This is a genomic window from Brachybacterium massiliense, from assembly GCF_900184245.1.
In the GTDB taxonomy this organism is placed as follows: domain Bacteria; phylum Actinomycetota; class Actinomycetes; order Actinomycetales; family Dermabacteraceae; genus Brachybacterium; species Brachybacterium massiliense.
In genome coordinates this window covers 1711366-1728136 of sequence record NZ_FXXB01000008.1, presented here as the reverse complement: position 1 = coordinate 1728136, position 16771 = coordinate 1711366, and the positions used below count along the sequence as shown (strand labels likewise).

The 16771-nt window shown below is 65.0% G+C and carries 15 protein-coding genes; 4 read left to right on the top strand and 11 right to left on the bottom strand.

Annotated features, from left to right (window positions below):
• Positions 1 to 831, top strand: coding sequence for a carbohydrate ABC transporter permease (locus tag BN4251_RS17775; RefSeq protein WP_087486304.1), 831 nt, complete (start codon positions 1 to 3; stop codon positions 829 to 831).
• A gap of 73 nt (positions 832 to 904) precedes the next feature.
• On the opposite strand, the gene BN4251_RS17770 is transcribed toward BN4251_RS17775, so the two are convergent.
• Positions 905 to 1342, bottom strand: a complete 438-nt coding sequence (locus tag BN4251_RS17770) for an HNH endonuclease signature motif containing protein (protein WP_087486303.1) — start codon at positions 1340 to 1342, stop codon at positions 905 to 907.
• 357 nt (positions 1343 to 1699) lie between these two features.
• Between BN4251_RS17770 and BN4251_RS17765 the strand changes: the two genes are divergently transcribed.
• A complete protein-coding gene (locus BN4251_RS17765) occupies positions 1700 to 2473 on the top strand; it encodes an isocitrate lyase/PEP mutase family protein (RefSeq protein ID WP_087486302.1) in 774 nt (257 codons plus the stop codon).
• Positions 2474 to 2522: 49 nt separating this feature from the next.
• Here BN4251_RS17765 and yicI read toward each other — a convergent pair whose 3' ends face one another.
• The gene (gene yicI / locus BN4251_RS17760) at positions 2523 to 4568 is read right to left on the bottom strand and encodes an alpha-xylosidase (protein ID WP_087486301.1); all 2046 of its coding nucleotides are present in this window, start codon (positions 4566 to 4568) and stop codon (positions 2523 to 2525) included.
• A gap of 145 nt (positions 4569 to 4713) precedes the next feature.
• Entirely contained in the window at positions 4714 to 6072 is a 1359-nt protein-coding gene (mgtE, locus tag BN4251_RS17755) for a magnesium transporter (RefSeq protein WP_087486300.1), read from the bottom strand.
• 165 nt (positions 6073 to 6237) lie between these two features.
• Here mgtE and BN4251_RS17750 point away from each other — a divergent pair, with 165 nt between their 5' ends.
• Together BN4251_RS17750 and BN4251_RS17745 are read left to right on the top strand one after the other, a co-directional pair.
• The gene (locus BN4251_RS17750; protein WP_087486299.1) at positions 6238 to 6891 is read left to right on the top strand and encodes a bifunctional 4-hydroxy-2-oxoglutarate aldolase/2-dehydro-3-deoxy-phosphogluconate aldolase; all 654 of its coding nucleotides are present in this window, start codon (positions 6238 to 6240) and stop codon (positions 6889 to 6891) included.
• On the top strand, positions 6888 to 7850 hold the full coding sequence (locus tag BN4251_RS17745; protein ID WP_087486298.1) for a sugar kinase: 963 nt from the start codon (positions 6888 to 6890) through the stop codon (positions 7848 to 7850). The genes BN4251_RS17750 and BN4251_RS17745 overlap by 4 nt, the downstream gene beginning before the upstream one ends.
• A gap of 80 nt (positions 7851 to 7930) precedes the next feature.
• Here BN4251_RS17745 and BN4251_RS17740 read toward each other — a convergent pair whose 3' ends face one another.
• The 8 genes from BN4251_RS17740 to BN4251_RS17705 all read right to left on the bottom strand — a co-directional run bounded on the left by BN4251_RS17740 (position 7931) and on the right by BN4251_RS17705 (position 16731).
• Positions 7931 to 8965 carry an IS30 family transposase gene (locus BN4251_RS17740; RefSeq protein ID WP_087486297.1) on the bottom strand — a complete coding sequence of 345 codons (1035 nt, stop codon included), beginning with the start codon at positions 8963 to 8965 and terminating at the stop codon, positions 7931 to 7933.
• A gap of 138 nt (positions 8966 to 9103) precedes the next feature.
• Positions 9104 to 10252 carry a galactonate dehydratase gene (dgoD, locus tag BN4251_RS17735; protein WP_087486296.1) on the bottom strand — a complete coding sequence of 383 codons (1149 nt, stop codon included), beginning with the start codon at positions 10250 to 10252 and terminating at the stop codon, positions 9104 to 9106.
• Positions 10249 to 10881, bottom strand: coding sequence for a 2-dehydro-3-deoxy-6-phosphogalactonate aldolase (locus BN4251_RS17730; RefSeq protein ID WP_087486295.1), 633 nt, complete (start codon positions 10879 to 10881; stop codon positions 10249 to 10251). Before BN4251_RS17730 ends, dgoD (BN4251_RS17735) begins: the two co-directional genes overlap by 4 nt.
• A 305-nt stretch (positions 10882 to 11186) precedes the next feature.
• On the bottom strand, positions 11187 to 12425 hold the full coding sequence (manD, locus tag BN4251_RS17725) for a D-mannonate dehydratase ManD (RefSeq protein ID WP_087486294.1): 1239 nt from the start codon (positions 12423 to 12425) through the stop codon (positions 11187 to 11189).
• Between the two features lie 68 nt (positions 12426 to 12493).
• Positions 12494 to 13618 carry a galactonate dehydratase gene (gene dgoD / locus BN4251_RS17720; protein ID WP_245810412.1) on the bottom strand — a complete coding sequence of 375 codons (1125 nt, stop codon included), beginning with the start codon at positions 13616 to 13618 and terminating at the stop codon, positions 12494 to 12496.
• A 75-nt stretch (positions 13619 to 13693) separates the two neighbouring features.
• A complete protein-coding gene (manD, locus tag BN4251_RS17715; RefSeq protein WP_087486293.1) occupies positions 13694 to 14908 on the bottom strand; it encodes a D-mannonate dehydratase ManD in 1215 nt (404 codons plus the stop codon).
• Positions 14909 to 14972: 64 nt separating this feature from the next.
• Positions 14973 to 15842 (bottom strand): carbohydrate ABC transporter permease, encoded by an 870-nt coding sequence (locus BN4251_RS17710; RefSeq protein WP_087486292.1) that lies wholly within the window; start codon positions 15840 to 15842, stop codon positions 14973 to 14975.
• Between the two features lies 1 nt (position 15843).
• Entirely contained in the window at positions 15844 to 16731 is an 888-nt protein-coding gene (locus tag BN4251_RS17705; protein WP_087486291.1) for a carbohydrate ABC transporter permease, read from the bottom strand.
• Positions 16732 to 16771 lie beyond the last annotated feature (40 nt).

Sequence of the window (16771 nt, the reverse complement as noted above, 5' to 3'; positions counted from 1 at the left end):
ATGAGCACGACCACCCACCGCTCCCCCAACGTCGTCGGCGGCCTCCTGGGCTTCGCCTGGCTGCTGGTGATCCTGGTGCCGATCTACTACATCGTGGTCACCAGCGTGCGCCCGCGCGAGGACTACTACTCCTCGAACCCGCTGTCGCTGCCCACGGAGTTCACCCTCGAGCCGTTCCGCTTCGTGCTCGAGAACGACTTCCTGCGCTACTTCGCGAACTCGGTGTTCGTCACGGTGATCACCGTGATCGCCGTGGTGACCGCCTCGCTGCTGGCCAGCTACGTGATCGTGCGCTCGAGGACCCGCCTGGCGCGCTTCAGCCAGAAGCTGTTCCTGATGGGCATCGCGATCCCGCTGCAGGCCACGATCATCCCGATCTACTACCTGATCGTGCAGCTGGGCCTGTACGACACCCTGTGGGCGCTGATCCTGCCCTCGATCGCCTTCGCCATCCCGATCACCGTGCTGATCCTGACGAACTTCCTGCGGGATGTGCCCAAGGAGCTGTACGAGTCGATGACCGTCGACGGCGCCTCGGACTGGCAGATGTTCCGCTCGTTGGTGTTGCCGCTGGCGAAGCCGGCCGTGGTCACCGTGGGCATCTACGACGCGCTGCAGGTGTGGAACGGATTCCTGTTCCCGCTGGTGCTCACCCAGAGCTCCGAGATGCGCGTGCTGCCGCTGTCGCTGTGGGCCTACCAGGGCGAGTTCACCGTGAACATCCCGGCCGTGCTGGCCGCGGTGATGCTCTCCGCGCTGCCGATCCTGGTGCTGTACATCGCGGGCCGACGCCAGCTGATCAGCGGCCTGACGGCGGGCTTCAGCAAGTAGTTCAGGGCCGACGGGCCTGAGCCCGCTCGCTCGGCGATGCCCGGGTCTCCTTCTTCGGGAGGCCCGGGCGTTCTCATGCCGCGCCGGGGGCTGTGCGAGGGGTGCTGGATTCGTCGATCAGGCTCTCGCACAGGGCATCGACGCACGCCGCGAAACTGAACCCGATGCCGTCCACAGCCACGGCGATCGGACCGAGCGGCGACTGTGCTGCTCCTTCCTCCGCTGGACCGTCACCGGCGTCGGCCCTCGACTCAGGCTCATCTCGGCTCGGCTCTCGGACCCGGACGTGTTCGAGCATCGCCGGCCAGCGAGCCTGGACGGGACGGCCGGAGCTGTCGAGCACCAGGAGCCGAGCCCGGTGGGACGAGGATCGGCCTGCATCGTGCACCACGCGCATCCCGCCCTCATGGACCATGACGTGGTGACGGCGGCACAGCAGCGCGAGGCCGTCGATGTCCGTGCGCCCTCCCTCGGACCATGGGACGAAGTGATGGGCGTCGAGGTGGCGGATCTGGTGGCAGCTCGCAGGTCGCCGCCGCGATCACCGCGGCCTGGTGCTGGATCCTCTCCTCGGCGCCCGTCCGATCCAGGCGTTCGTTCTCCGGGGCATTCGGTGCCAGCGGAACGATGGTCATGACGGTCTCCCACCTGTGGGGTGCTCTGGGTCCGTCACCAGCCCATCAACTTCTCATCCCCCGCACCAGGACCCTCCCGGAGATCTGGACGAGGCTGGGATGTGGAGGAACGGCCGGGCCCTCCATCCGCCTCTGACCTGGGCCGAAAGCTTGACAGACCTCAACCCCTTCCCCGCGCACGCACCCGTGCATAGGGTGGCGGGACCGGCACGACCACGAGTCCAGGAGGCCCCATGTCCCGCACCGCCGACCACGCCACCACCCTCGCCGACCTGCACGACTCCGGAGAGATTCTCGTCCTGCCCACCGTCTGGGACACCTGGAGCGCCCAGGTCGCCGCTCAGGCGGGTTTCCGCGGCCTCACCGTGGGCAGCCATCCCGTCGCTGATGCGATCGGCAGCGCCGACGGCGAGAACATGGACTTCGCCGACTACCTGGCGGTGGTCGGGAGGATCGCGGGATCCGTCGACGTCCCCGTCAGCGCGGACGTCGAGTCCGGGTACGGCCTCGGCGCCAAGGAGCTGATCGAGCGGCTGCTCGACGCCGGGGCCGTGGGCGCGAACATCGAGGACGTGGTCCACCGCGAGGACAAGCGGGTGCGCGATCGCCAGGAGCACGCCGACTACATCGCCGCCGCCCGCAGCGCGGCCGACGAGGCCGGGGTCCCGTTCGTGATCAACGGGCGCACCGACGCGGTCAAGCTCGGCACCGACGTCTTCTCCGATCCGCTGGCCGAGGCGGTCGAGCGGATCCGGCTGATGGAGTCCGCGGGCGCCCGCGCCGTCTACCCCGTGGGGCTGAGCACGGCCGAGCAGGTCACCGCACTGGTCGAGGCGGTCTCGGTGCCGGTGAACGTCACCGCCCACCCCGTCGACGGGCACGGCGCCGGGTCCCTGGCCGAGCTCACCGAGCTCGGCGTCCGCCGCGTCACCTTCGGCCCGCTGTGGCAGAAGTGGCTCGGCGATGTCTCCGCCGAGAAGCTCGCGAGCTGGGCCCCGCAGGGCTGAGCGAGAGGCCGGCCGGGTCAGGCGCCACGACGCCCGACCCGGCCCGTCCTCACACCCCGAGCGCCGCCGGGTCGATCCCGAGCTCCGCGCCCTCGCGCACGTACAGCGGGAGGGTCATGACGCCGTGCTGCTGGCGCAACCAGCGGCCGCCCTCTTCGACGCTGCCGTCGAACACGGAGGTCCAGCGCCCCTCGGGCAGGTACACCTCGACCTCCCCGTCGGGTGAGAACACCGGCGCGACCAGGAGCGAGTCACCGAGCATGTACTGGGTGTCGATCGCGTGGCAGGTGCGGTCCTCGGGGAACTCGAGGACCATCGGTCGCAGGATCGGGGTGCCCTGCTCGTGCGCCGCGATCGCCATCTCCTGCAGATAGGGCACGAGCTGCTGCTTGAGGAGGGTGAAGCGTCGCGCCACCTCCACGGCCTCGTCGTCGAACGCCCACGGCACCCGGTAGGAGCTCGAGCCGTGCAGGCGCGAGTGGGAGGAGAGCAGGCCGAAGGCGAGCCAGCGCTTGAACACGGTGGGATCCGGGGCCCCTTCGAAGCCGCCGATGTCGTGGCTCCAGTAGCCGAAGCCGGACAGCGCGAGCGACAGCCCGCCGCGCAGGGTCTCCCCCATCGAGGGCAGTGAGGAGTCGTTGTCCCCACCCCAGTGCGCGGGGAACTGCTGACCACCGGCGGTCGCGGAACGGGCGAAGAGGATCGCCTCGCCCTCGCCGCGGCGCTCCACCAGCAGGTCGAAGGCGGTGCGGTTGAACAGATGCGTGTAGTAGTTGTGCATCTTCTCGGGGTCGGAGCCGTCGTGCCAGGCGATATCCCGCACCGGGATCCGCTCCCCGAAGTCGGTCTTGAAGCAGTCCACGCCGATGTCCAGCAGCCCCTCGAGCTTGCCGCGGTACCAGGCTGCGGCCTCGGGGTTGGTGAAGTCCACCAGCGCCATCCCGGCCTGCCAGAGGTCGGTCTGCCACACGTTGCCGTCGGCCGTGCGCACCAGGTAGCCGTGCTCGAGGCCCTCGTCGAAGAGCACCGACTTCTGGGCGATGTACGGGTTGATCCACACGCACACCTTCAGCCCGCGCTCGTGCAGTCGGCGGATGAGCCCGGCGGGGTCGGGGAAGGTCGCCGGGTCCCACACGAAGTCGGTCCAGGTGAAGCCGCGCATCCAGAAGCAGTCGAAGTGGAACACGGACAGCGGGATGCCGCGCTCCTCCATCCCGTCGATGAACGACATGACCGTGGCCTCGTCGTAGTCGGTGGTGAAGGAGGTGGACAGCCACAGCCCGTAGGACCATTCGGGCACCAGCGGCGGGCGGCCCGTGAGGGCGGTGTAGCGGCGCAGCACGTCCTTGGGGGTGGGACCGTCGATCAGCAGGTAGCTCAGGGACTGGCCCTCGACGGAGAACTGCACGCGGGTGGTCATCTCGGAGGCGACCTCGAAGGAGACCCCGCCGGCGTCCTCGACGAACACTCCGTAGCCGCGCGAGGTGAGGTAGAGCGGGACGTTCTTGTAGGCCTGCTCGGAGGTGGTGCCGCCGTCCTCGTTCCAGATGTCGACGCTCTGGCCGTTCTTGACGAAGGCGCCGAAGCGCTCGCCCAGCCCGTAGACGCTCTCCCCCGGCTGGAGGCTGAGCTGCTCGTGCATGTACCGCTGGCCGTCCGGGGCGATGACGTGCGCGATCGAGCGGGGCATGGAGCTGGTCAGGGCGCGCCCTGCGGAGGTGAACTCGGCCAGCCACTGCTCACCCTCGCCGATCGTGAGGGCGAGGTCGCCGGCGCGCAGAGTGGTGCGCCCGTCGGCGACGGTCTCGACGGTGCCGCGGTAGGCGGCGTCGGCCGCGATCTCGAAGCGCGGCTGCGGGGTGCGGGTGCCGCGGTGGTTCTCGATCCGCACCCGGATCACGCCCTCTGCCACGGCCTCATAGGTGACGGTGAGCTGAGGATTGTTCAGGGTGTCGCCGCGGCCGCGCACGGGCCGGGTGGGGGCGAAGGCGCGCAGCCGGCCTGCCTCGGCGTCGACCTGCAGGTCGTGGACCTGACGGCCGCGCTGGACCGTGTATCCCTCTCGGTCCATCCAGTATCCGTTGGTGAAGCGCACGGTCGGCGCTCCTTTCTGCTCAGGGGTGGGGAGCCTCGGTGCGCCATCATTGTCGAAGCGCTTCGACAGCAAGTTGCCCGCAAGTATGCGGCGCAGTCCGAGAGGCGTCAAGCATCCGCCCGTCGGCGCAGAAGGAATCCGAGCCTCAGAGCCCCAGCACAGCCGTGGCGATCGAGAAGTAGATGATCAGCCCGGTGGCATCGCAGAAGGTGGAGATGAAGGGGTTGGAGAACACGGCCGGGTCCGCTCCCACCCGCCTCGCGATGAGCGGCATCATGCCGCCCACGATCGCCGCCATCGCGCAGATGGACAGCAGCGTCAGCCCGATCACCGCGCCGATGGAGAGCCCGTAGACGAGCCCGGCGACGACGAATCCCAGCGAGCCGAGCACCGCGCCGAGCACGGTGCCCACCCGCAGCTCCCGCCACACCACACGGGGCAGGTCGCGCACGCGCACCTCGCCCACGGCGAGGGCGCGGGTCACGGTGGTGGCGGCCTGGTTGCCGGTGTTGCCGCCGGTGCCGGTCAGCAGCGGGATGAACAGCGCCAGGATCACCACCTGGTCGAGGCGGTCCTCGAACACCTCGAGCACCTGCACGGTGAGGATCGCGGAGATGGCGAGTACCAGCAGCCACACGATCCGACTGCGCACCACGCGCAGGATCGGCGTGGAGAGGTAGGCGCGCGGCAGGGGCTCGGAGCCGCTGGCGCGGGCGGAGTCCTCGGCGTTCTCGCGTTCGATGATGTCCACTGCGTCGTCGACGGTCACGATCCCCACCAGGCGACCCTCGCCGTCGACGATGGGCATGGCCAGCAGCTTCGCGGCGAAGAATCGGCGGGCGGCCTCCTCCCTGCCGTCGGTCGCCGCGGCGTGGACGGCGTCGTGGGCGAGGTCGGCCACGAGGACGTCCTCGTCGGCCACGAGCAGCCGGCGCAGACCCACCACACCGAGCAGCACGCGGGAGCGGTCCACGACGGGCAGGAGGTAGATCGTCTCGGCCTCCTCGGCGTGCGCTCGCACGTGGGCGCGCGCCTCGCGCACCGTGAGGTGCGGGTCGAGGGTGAGCACCTCGGGGGACATGTAGCGGCCGATGGCGTGGCGCGGATAGCCGAGCACGGCGGTGGTCATGGCGCGCTCGTCGGCGTCCAGGCCGCGCATCAGACGCTCGGCGACCGAGGCGGGCAGCTCGTCGAACAGGGAGGCGCGGTCGTCGGGGTCGAGATCGCCGATGATGTCGGCGACCTGCTGAGTGCGCAGCGCGGAGATCAGCTCGGCCTGGTGGTGGGCCGGCAGTGCCTCGAACACGGCCAACGCGCTGGCCTTGCCGAGCACCCGGAACAGCAGGGCGGCCTCGGTGGCGGGGCGGGTCTCGACGAGGTAGACGAGCTCCGGGGTGGGCAGGGTCTGCGCTTCGAGGGCGAGCTGCTCGAGCTGGGCCTCGCCCTGCGTCTCACGGCGCAGGAGGGCCAGGACGGTGTCGATGGTGGCGCTCGCGGGGGTCACGGAACCATTCTGTCCGACAGGCCTCTTTCTGGCCCCCGCAGGTGTTCGGAGGGGCCCGGACAGATACAATGTCACGCATAGCGGAACTATCGTTCCGTATCGCGAAACTATCGGCGTCGGATCTCTCCGTCGCCCCGTACCCGCCGAGCCCACAGGAGCCCCGCCATGGCCGTCGACTCCCGCCCCCAGCTTCCCGAGCGCACCGCCGCCGCGCGCCTGATCGTGGTGATCCGCGGCGAGCGCGCCGACCAGTACGCCCCCGTGCTCGAGACCCTCGCGGGCGCCGGGATCCGCTCGGTGGAGCTGACGCTGTCCACCCCGGGCACGCTCGATGAGCTGCCCGCACTGCTCGAGAGCTTCGGGGAGCGCCTGGACATCGGCGTCGGCACCGTCACCGCCCCGGAGGATCTGCGGATCGCCGCCGAGCGCGGCGCGCACTACATCGTCACCCCGATCACTCGCGCCGACCTCCTCGAGGCGGCGGCCGACGCCGGGATCCCGATCGTGCCCGGCGGCCTCACCCCGAGCGAGCTGCACGCGGGATGGGCGGCGGGTGCCGCGGCGGTCAAGGTGTTCCCCGCCTCCGTGGTGGGGCCCGGGTATGTCAAGGATCTGCGCGGGCCCTTCCCCGGGATCCGCGTGATCCCCTCGGGCGGGGTGGACCTCGAGGCGGCCCGGGCGTGGCTGCAGGCGGGGGCCGAGGCGGTATCCGTGGGCGGGCCGCTGCTGGGCGATGCGCTCAGGGGCGGCAGCCTCGAGGAGCTGGCCGAGCGGGCCGTGCAGTTCGTGGGCGTGACCACTCGGGAGGAGGGAGCGTGAGCACACTGCAAGTCGTGACGGTCGGCGAGACGATGGCAATGATGCGCAGCGGTACCATCGGCTCCCTCGCCCACCTGCCCTCAATGGACATCTCCCTGGGCGGAGCGGAATCGAACCTCGCGATCGGGCTACGCCGGCTCGAGGTGCCCACCGCCTGGATCAGCCGGGTGGGCGACGATCCGCTAGGACAGCGGGTGGTGCGCGAAATCCGGGCCGAAGGAGTCGAGGTGCATTGCGACTTCGATCCGAAGCGTCCGACGGGACTGATGATCAAATCTCGACCCAACGTCACGAGCACACGGGTTGATTACTACCGGGCAGGATCGGCCGCGTCCGCACTCGAGCCCTCCCATCTCCCCGAAGGCTTGATCGAGCAGGCGCGCATCCTGCACATCAGCGGAATCACTTCGCTCCTCTCAGCGAGTGCACACGCCACCGTGGTCGCTGCGGTCCGGCGCGCGGCGGCGGCTGGCGTGCAGGTCAGCCTGGACGTGAACTACCGCTCCCGGCTCGGCTCACGGGAACGCTTGGCACAGCTATTGGGCGACGTGCTTGGGCAAGTAGACCTGCTCTTCGGCGGCACGGAAGAGCTTTCGATACTCGCACCAGAGGCCGACGAGTCCTCCCCCCACAGCCTCCTCGAAGCACTCGCAGCAGAGGGGCGACAGGTGGTCGTGAAACTCGGGGCCGATGGGGCGTCCGCCCTCGCTAACGGGCGGCTCTATGAGGCGCCCGGGCGCGCGGTGGACGTGGTTGACACCGTGGGCGCGGGAGACGCATTTGTCGCCGGCTACCTCAGCGCGCAGCTGGACGGGCTCGATGTCCCCACACGATTGAGAAGAGCGAATGCCTGCGGGGCTGCAGCCTGCACAACTCCCAGTGATTGGGAGGATGCTCCGCGGCGGATCGATCTGGACGCACTTCTGACCGGCGGAGTTTCGGATCCCGTCTCGCGCTAACGCCCCATCCACATCACGAAAGTCGCGGCCCGAATCTCATCGGACGCCGGGTCGCGCCCCCACCACAGGCCTTGGTGGTGTCAAAGCGTCGAAGCAACATGGGGCTCGCCGGCCAGTAGTCGAGTGAATGATTCTGTCGGTGTCAGGAAGCCGAGCCGGCGGCGGGGACGGTTGTTGATCTCCTCCGCGATCGTGGTGAGGTAGGGCTGGTGATCGGGGATCGCGGTTCCCTTGGGCAAGTACTCGCGGTAGAGCCGGTTGGTGTTCTCGTTGGACGGTCGCTGCCACGGGGAGTGAGGGTCGGCGAAGTAGACCGGCATCGACGTGGCCAGGGAGACCTTCGCGTGCTGAGCCATTTCGCTGCCCTGGTCCCAGGCCAGCGAGGCTCGCATCATCTCGGGCAGCTCGTTGAAGTACTCAATGACCGCGTCCGCCGTCGTCTCGGCGTGCTTCGAGGGCAGGGCCAGCAGGCCGGTGAACCCGCTCATCCGCTCCACCAGCGTTGCCGCGCATGAGGTGCCGTTCTTCCCGATGATCAGGTCGCCCTCCCAGTGCCCGGGCACGCGTCGCTCAGCGGCGTCCTCGCCCCGCTCGCTCAGCGGCACCATCCCCACGATCGGCCCGCCCCGAGACCGGCCGGTCGTGCGGGGCTTGCGCCGAGTGCGCTTGGACTGCAGGAAGATGCCGCGCCGGGCGAGCTCGCCTTTGGGGATGGCGTAGATGTACTGGTAGATCGCTTCGCCGGAGACAGTGCGGCCCTGCGCGTCGGGTGAGTTCGCCATACGGCCAACAGTCGGGTCTGCGGCTTCCAGACGCAAGCGACCCGCGATCTCGTTCGGCGTCCACGACGCGGCCAGATCCGCCTCCACCCTCGCCTGCAGCACCGGATCTCTGGCGACCTTCCGCTGCTGCGGACGCGCCCGGCGACGCTGCGCGGCCACGTCCGCGGTTACGGCCTGATAACCGCGGGTCTTCGTCGTGTTCCGCCGGATCTCCCGCGAGACTACCGACGGACATCGGCCCAGGTGACGAGCGATTCTCCGTACGCCCCACCCTGCCTTCGACGCGGTGGAAATCTCCGACCGCTCACCAAACGACAACCCCACCCGCGCCATCAGCACCCTCACCCGTCGATACCCCCACCGACCGGGAGTGTTGCTACGACGCTATGACACCACCCTTTGCATCGGGTCGCAATGCATCTTGACGACTATGCAGATGGATGTTCGAATTGGAGTGGGACCAAAGCGCTTTCACCATTCAGAGAGCGACCCATCACGGTGGCGCCAGATCGGATTTCGCCAACGGTGACCCAAGGCCGCACGCCCCTTTAGGTAATCCTCATCAATCTGGACACCGAGGCCCGGACCCGTCGGAATCTTGACCATGCCGTCGACGTACTCGAAGACGGAACGATCGACAACATAGTCGAGCAAATCATTGTCGTCGTTGTAATGAATTCCGAGACTCTGCTCTTGAATGAAAGCATTGTAGGCTCCTGCGTCGATCTGAAGACAGGTGGCCAAGGCAACCGGACCGAGTGGGCAATGAAGAGCCAGAGCGACGTCATGCGCCTCTGCCATAGCAGCGATCTTTCGGGTCTCAGTGATGCCGCCACTATGACAGGGATCTGGCTGGATAATGTTCACTGCGCCGGTGGACAAGATACTCTTGAAATCCCACCGGGTAAACAACCTCTCGCCCAGGGCGATCGGGGTAGGAGTCGCACGGAGGGTATCAACCACGGCATCGAGGTTCTCGCTGAGGACGGGCTCCTCAATAAACATCAGGTGGAGTGGCTCGAGCTCGCGGATAAGCACCTTGGCCATCGGCGCGTGCACCCGGCCATGAAAGTCCACCGCAATGCCGATTTCGTCACCAATCGCCCCACGGACCGTCGCAACATTGTCGATCGCTCTCGCAACCTTGTCCCAAGAGTCGATGAACTGGATCTCGTCAGTTCCGTTCATCTTCACTGCCGAGAACCCACGCGCAACTGCGTCCTGCGCCTGCTTCGCGGTCTCGCTGGGCCGGTCGCCGCCGATCCAGGAGTAGACACTGATACGGTCACGGACCCGCCCCCCGAGTAGCTGGTGGACGGGCAAGCCGCACGCCTTCCCCTTGATATCCCAGAGCGCCTGATCGATTCCTGAAATCGCGCTCATAAGAATCGGCCCACCGCGGTAGAAGCCACCGCGGTACATGACGGTCCAGAGGTCTTCGATATTCGCTGGGTCCTGACCGATCAGATAGTCGGACAGCTCCTCGACCGCAGTGCACACCGTCGCGGCACGCCCCTCAATTACGGGCTCTCCCCACCCGACGATACCCTCGTCAGTCTCGATCTTCACGAACGCCCACCGGGGTGGGACTTGGTAGGTGTTGACTGAACTGATCTTCATGGGGCGACCTCCCCGACGTACTGGCTAGCCCAGATCCGCTGCAATGAGCCGGCTTCAAGCCGCACCTCGTCGGCGCTCCGTCCAGGGGTGTACAAGTTGGTGCCGATGCCGGCCCCGGTGGCCCCGGCGGCGAGCCAAGCAGGCAGGGTCTCGGCATCGATCCCACCAACGGGAAGGAACTGCGTCCCTTCGGGGACGGTCGCCGCCCAAGCCTTCATGCCGGCGATGCCCACGCTGGGAGCCGGAAATACCTTCACAGTCCGGGCGCCAGAACTCAGGGCGGAGAAAACTTCCGTGGCAGTGGCGGCCCCAGGGTACGGCTCCATGCCGAGTGCGAGGGTCCTTGCAATGACCTCGGGGTCGGTGTTTGGGGCGATGACGAGCTTCCCTCCAGCCTGGTGGACACGATCGACATCAGCCGGATCGACGACGGTTCCGGCCCCGATCAGCGTGTGACAAGGGAGAAGCTCAGCGAGCAGACGGATGGATTCGAGGGGATTCGGGGAATTCAGGGGCACCTCGATACGTCGAAACCCGGCGTCGTAGAGAGCTTCTCCAATAGCCGGCGCCTCGACAGGCGTGATTCCGCGAAGAATCGCAACTAAACCGGCGGCTTGTGAAGTGGACATGGTTAAGGGCTCCTGGCGGGACTGAGACACTTCGTCTGGCGGAGAACGGGCGCTAGTGCACGGGGCATGTAGTCGACTTCGTCGGGATCGACTAGCAGTTCACCACTGCCGAACGCAGAACTTAAGTGACCCCCATTTGCTTCCGCTCTATTTCCAATTATCGACCGCGACCATCTCACCAATTGCCGGCGTTACGCAATGAATAAATAGCGATCATAAGTCACTGCCTACATCCCCGCCGACCTCGAAAGACCAAGGAGCAACCGGCCGATTCGCAGCGGGCTCGGCACGTCTTATCGCGCCGCTCACCAGTCGTGCACAGACCCGTCGCGCAGGCGGTTCACCGGCAGGTAGGCAGGCTGGTACTCGTGCGCGGCCGCGGCCTCCTCGTCGAGCTCGACGCCCAGGCCCGGGGCCTCACCCGGATGCAGCAGGCCCTCCTCGAATCGGTAGCTGGTGCGGAACACGGACTTCGTGGTCTCGGAGTGGGGCATGTACTCCTGGATGCCGAAGTTGTGGATCGCGAGCCCCAGGTGCAGGTTCGCGGCCATGCCCACCGGCGAGACGTCCGTGGGGCCGTGGAAGCCGGAACGGATCCCGTAGATCCCGGCGAAGGTCATGATCTGGCGCAGTCCCGTGATGCCACCGGCGTGGGTGGCGGAGGAGCGCACGTAGTCGATCAGCCGCTCGGTGATCAGCTGTTGGTAGTCGTGGACGGAGTTGAACACCTCGCCGATCGCGAGCGGGGTCACCGAGTGCTGGCGCACCAGGCGCAGCACGGCCTGGTCCTCGCCGGGGGTGCAGTCCTCGAGCCAGAACGGGTCGTAGGGCTCGATGTCCTTGGCCAGGCGCGCCGCCTCGATCGGGCTCATGCGGTGGTGGCCGTCGTGCAGCAGACGCAGCGCGGGGCCGAACTCCTCGCGCACGCCTTCGAACACGGTGGGCAGGTGGCGGAGGTAGGCACGGGTGTCCCAGACCTCCTCCGTCGGCCGCATCGACGCTCCTGCCGCGGTGCGGCCGGCCGGCTCGTACTCGTACGTCCCGCCGGGGGCTGCGTCGTGGACGCCGTAGATCTGGTCGAGCCCCGGCACGCCCGCCTGGATCCGCACCGCGCCGAAGCCCTCCTCGACGTAGCCGTGGATCGCCTCGTTCAGGCGCTCGAGGGTGGTGCCGGAGGCGTGGGCGTAGGCGAGCAGACCGGTGCGGGAGGCACCGCCGAGCAGCTTGTACAGCGGCACCCCGGCCTTCTTCGCGGCGATGTCCCACAGCGCCATGTCGATCGCGGCGATCGCGCTCATGGTGACCGGCCCGCGCCGCCAGTAGGGGCCGCGGTAGAGGTACTGCCAGATCGATTCGATCTGCGACTCGTCACGCCCGATGAGGGTGGGGGCGACATGGTCTCGCAGGTAGGAGACCACCGACAGCTCGCGCCCGTTGAGAGTGCCGTCGCCGAGACCGGTGACGCCGTCGGTCGTGGTGACCGTGACGGTCACGAAGTTGCGGCCGGGGCTGGTGACGTTCACGTCGATGCGTTCGATGGCCATTATCGAAATCCTAAGTCTCGTATGTGTACGTCGGGAGTGGGTGATGCTATCGATAGATCACCAAAGCGTCACCAATCCGCGACGGCACCGTCTGAATGCCGCACTTGAGGGGTTCTCCACCCTCCGTCGTAGACCCGCTCGATCAGGCTTTCCTCCGAGACCTCCACGCCAAGTCCAGACCGCTCGGGAATAGCAATCCGACTGCCCTCGACAACAAATGGTTCCTGAAGGATTCCATGCCCGAGATCCGAGCCGTCCGGGAGCGTCGGATGCTCCTGAATGAGAAAGTTCGGGGATGCCGCAGCAATCTGAATGCAGGCCGCAAGAGAAATCGGCCCGAGCGGATTATGGGGGGCAATCTGCAGCGAATTGGCTTCCGCGTACGATGCAATGCGCCGCACCTCTGAAATCCCACCAGCATGACAGAGGTCAGGCTGCACGATAGATACGGCGCCAGCCTCTATCGTCTTTCGAAAATCCCAGCGACTAAACAGGCGTTCCCCTGTCGCAATAACCGCCCCCGTAGCACGACGAACCCTCGCCATCTCACCAGGATCTTCCGGCACTACCGGCTCCTCAATGAACAGTGGCGCAAATTCGTCCAACCCGCGAATAAGCGAGATAGCTGCATCGCCCGAAGTTCGGCCGTGAAAGTCGATCGCGATATCTACTTCCCGACCGACAGCTTCCCTCACAACCATCAAGGATGCCAGCTCGGCATCAATCATTGCTGGGCTCGGCTGGACCGGGAAAGGAACTGTAATCCCTAGCTTCAGCGCATCGAAACCTGCTGCGACAAGCCGCGTCGCGGATTCTACGGCGGTCTCCGTCCCGTTCGCACGCGAATGCGCGTACACCCTCACATGGTCACGAACCCGCCCACCCAACAGCTCGTACACAGGAGCCCCAAGGGCCTTACCCTTGATATCCCATAGGGCCTGATCGAGCCCGCTGATCGCACTCATGAGATGAGGGCCGCCGCGATAGAAATTGCCTCGATACAGCATCTGCCAAATGTGCTCGATGCGACGAGGGTCCTGCCCCAGTACCAAGTCGGATAACTCATCAATCAGCGAAGCAACCGTCCTAGAGGCACCCTCGACGATCGCCTCGCCCCACCCCACAAAACCACCTGACGCCTCAACTCGAACGAAAAGCCATCGTGGTTTGATGTGGTAAGTCTCAATCTGCACTATTTTCACTATCGGACCCATTTCTTAGGCGCCGACGCGAGATCCCTTGAATCCCATGCCGAACCGATTCGGCATTCACCAATCATGGACCGCGCCGTCTAGAAGCTGATTCACAGGAAGGTAATCCCGAACGTATGGATACGCTCGAGCGGCAACCTCGTCGTACTCCACCCCAAGGCCCGCCTCGTGCCCTGGATGAAGCAAACCGTCGCGCCAAGTGAAAGTGGTCTTAAAAACACTCGCGGTATCGTCAGGATGCTTTGCGTACTCTTGAATGCCGAAGTTGTGGATAGCCAGACCCAGATGCAATGCAGCAGCCTGTCCGATCGGAGAGATGTCGGCCGGGCCATGGAAACCCGTCTTAATCTGATAAATAGCCGCATATTCGGCAATCTTTCGTAGATGGGAGATGCCCCCGGCGTGCGTCACGGCACTGCGCACGTAATCGATGAGCTGCTCAGAGATCAACGTCTGATAGTCCCACACGGTATTAAAAATTTCGCCTATTGCGAGCGGTTGTGAAGTCATTGATCGGACCACCCGAGCAGATTCCTGATTCTCAGCCGGGGTGAAATCTTCCAGCCAGAAGAGATTGAACGGCTCGAGAGCGCGTCCCAATCGACCGGCCTCATTGGGTGTCAGGCGGTGGTGTACATCATGGAGGAGGGGCAGATCTGGGCCGAAACGCTCGCGCACAGCAGCAAATACTCGAGGGATATACGCAAGGTACTTCGCACTGTCCCAATCCTCCACCACTGGCAGTGCGCCACCGTCACCACCTGTCGGGCGGTCATCACCATGGGCTACGCCATAGACACGCTGCAATCCCGGCACTGCGCACTGCACCCGGACAGCTCGATACCCCTCGTTGAGGAGTCCTTCCACAGCAACGAGGACCTCCTCAATTGTGCTGCCCGAAGCATGCCCATAGGCTCGCAACCCATCGCGTGACGCTCCCCCAAGGAGTTGATAGACAGGCATCCCCGCAATCTTGCCTTTGATGTCCCACAAACACATGTCCACGGCGGCGATGGCCGCCATCGTGATCGGGCCCCTTCTCCAGTACGCACCTCGATATAGGTACTGCCAGGTTTGCTCAATTTGGGCCGGATCCCTGCCGATCAGGAGAGGGCATACATGCTCCTGCAGGTATGCAACAACAGCGAGCTCGCGCCCATTGACTGTTGCATCACCCCAGCCGACGACGCCATCGCTCGTCGAGATCTTCAGAGTTACAAAGTTGCGTCCCGGCGAGGACACCAGAACCTCAGCGCTCTGGATGGTGGCCATGGGAATTTTCTCTTCCTTGTATGGGGCCCGGCGAGATTCGACGGGCCATTGCGATAGTCCGAAATCAGCCCTTCGTCGCGCCAGCGGTCAGGCCGCTGACGACATAACGCTGAGCAAACAGAGCAAACAGAATGATCGGTGCGCTCATGACGGCAGCCGCAGCCATGAGGCCAGCCCAGTCGACCCCGGCATAGGCCATGAATTGATAGAGCGCAACAGGGAGGGTTAGCGTGGTCGAGTCTGTGAGCACCAGGGAGAACAGGAAGTTGTTCCAGCTGAAGATTACCGAGAGCATCGACGCAGTCGCGATTCCCGGGACCGACAAAGGAAGTGATATTCGCAAGAAGGTCCCTGCCTCCGTAAGCCCGTCAACCAGCCCAGCCTCACGTAACTCCTCTGGGAGCGAGCGGAAGAATCCCGTCATGATCCAGGTAACGAGAGGCAAGCCCACGAAGACATGACTGATCACAAGAACCCAACTAGTACCCACCAATCCGGCAAGCGAAAAAACATAGTACCAAGGCACCAGAAGCAAGATTGCGGGGACGATTCGAGCCAGCAGGATCAAGCCATTGAACTTCCCCATATTGAACCGCGCGATAGCCCAAGCTGCCGGAACTCCCAGCAGTAAGGATATTCCAGTAGACGCAACCGCCACAACAATACTGTTGGTAAGATATTGACCATAGTTGTTGGTCTCAAACACTCTGACGTAATTCTCGAGCGTCGGCGTGAAAACAAATGTTTGACTTGGGTCGCTGATCTGCACGTTCGTCTTCAACGAAGCAAGTAGCATCCAGAAGTACGGGAAGGCAAAGACCAGGCACACAACAACGATCAAAGCCATGCGCGCGATGTCAGCAGGACGGGCTCTGCGCTTACGGGCCTTGATAGCGGGGTTCATACTCTTCCTTGGCATGGTGGAGGTAGTCATGTCACACATCCCTCGTCGACTGACGGACCACGAAAACAGCAGCCACAAGTACAAGCACGAAGAACAGCACGAGTATCGCCGAGGCCAGGCCGAACTCCATATAGTCAAAGCTCAAGCCATAGACCAGCACATTTAGCGTCTCCGCCTCGTTCGACGATCCACCCCCTGGCCCTTTTGTGGCATAAATGATGTCGAATGTTTTCAGGGCGTCAATCCCCCGGAGAACTGCGGCAACAACAATTGTGTTCCTGATCATCGGGAGCGTCACGAATCTAATCCTCTGCGAGGTGCTTGCTCCATCAACTAGAGCCGCTTCCTCCGGCTCGTCGGGAACTCCCGCGAGCCCCGCAAGCACGATGAGAATGACCAGGGGGGTCCATTGCCAGGCATCCAAGCCAATAATGGTCCACAAGGCGTAGTCGGGATTGGTGAGGAATCCAATCCTATCTAGCCCCATTGCCGAGATCATCGTGTTCGCGAATCCCGTGTTTGGGTCGAGGATCAGCATCCAGATGGCTCCAACAGCGACCGGGCTGGTAACAAGCGGGACCAACATGATCGTGCGGGCCACCATGCTGCCGCGGAAATCTTTCCGCAGCAGCAGGGCGATGGCGATACCAAGGATCAACTCGATGGAAAGGGCAACCACGGTGAACACGATCGTCCTCCCCAGCGCAGGCCAGAATCTAGCCGTGTCCCTAAGGGCGTCCGCATAGTTCTCAAGTCCAGCGAACGGCGCCGGGCCCGCAGAAGCGGGACCAGAGGTGTCGGTAAGGCTCAAGTTGATCGTGTAACCGATCGGAAACGCAATGAGAGCTACGATCGCTAGAAGTGCGGGAAGAATCATCCCCCACTGCAGCAGCCGAGACTTGCGCTGGAGTGTGCTCATAAATGTCCTTCTAAATGGCGGGAAGGAGCACTTTGTGGCC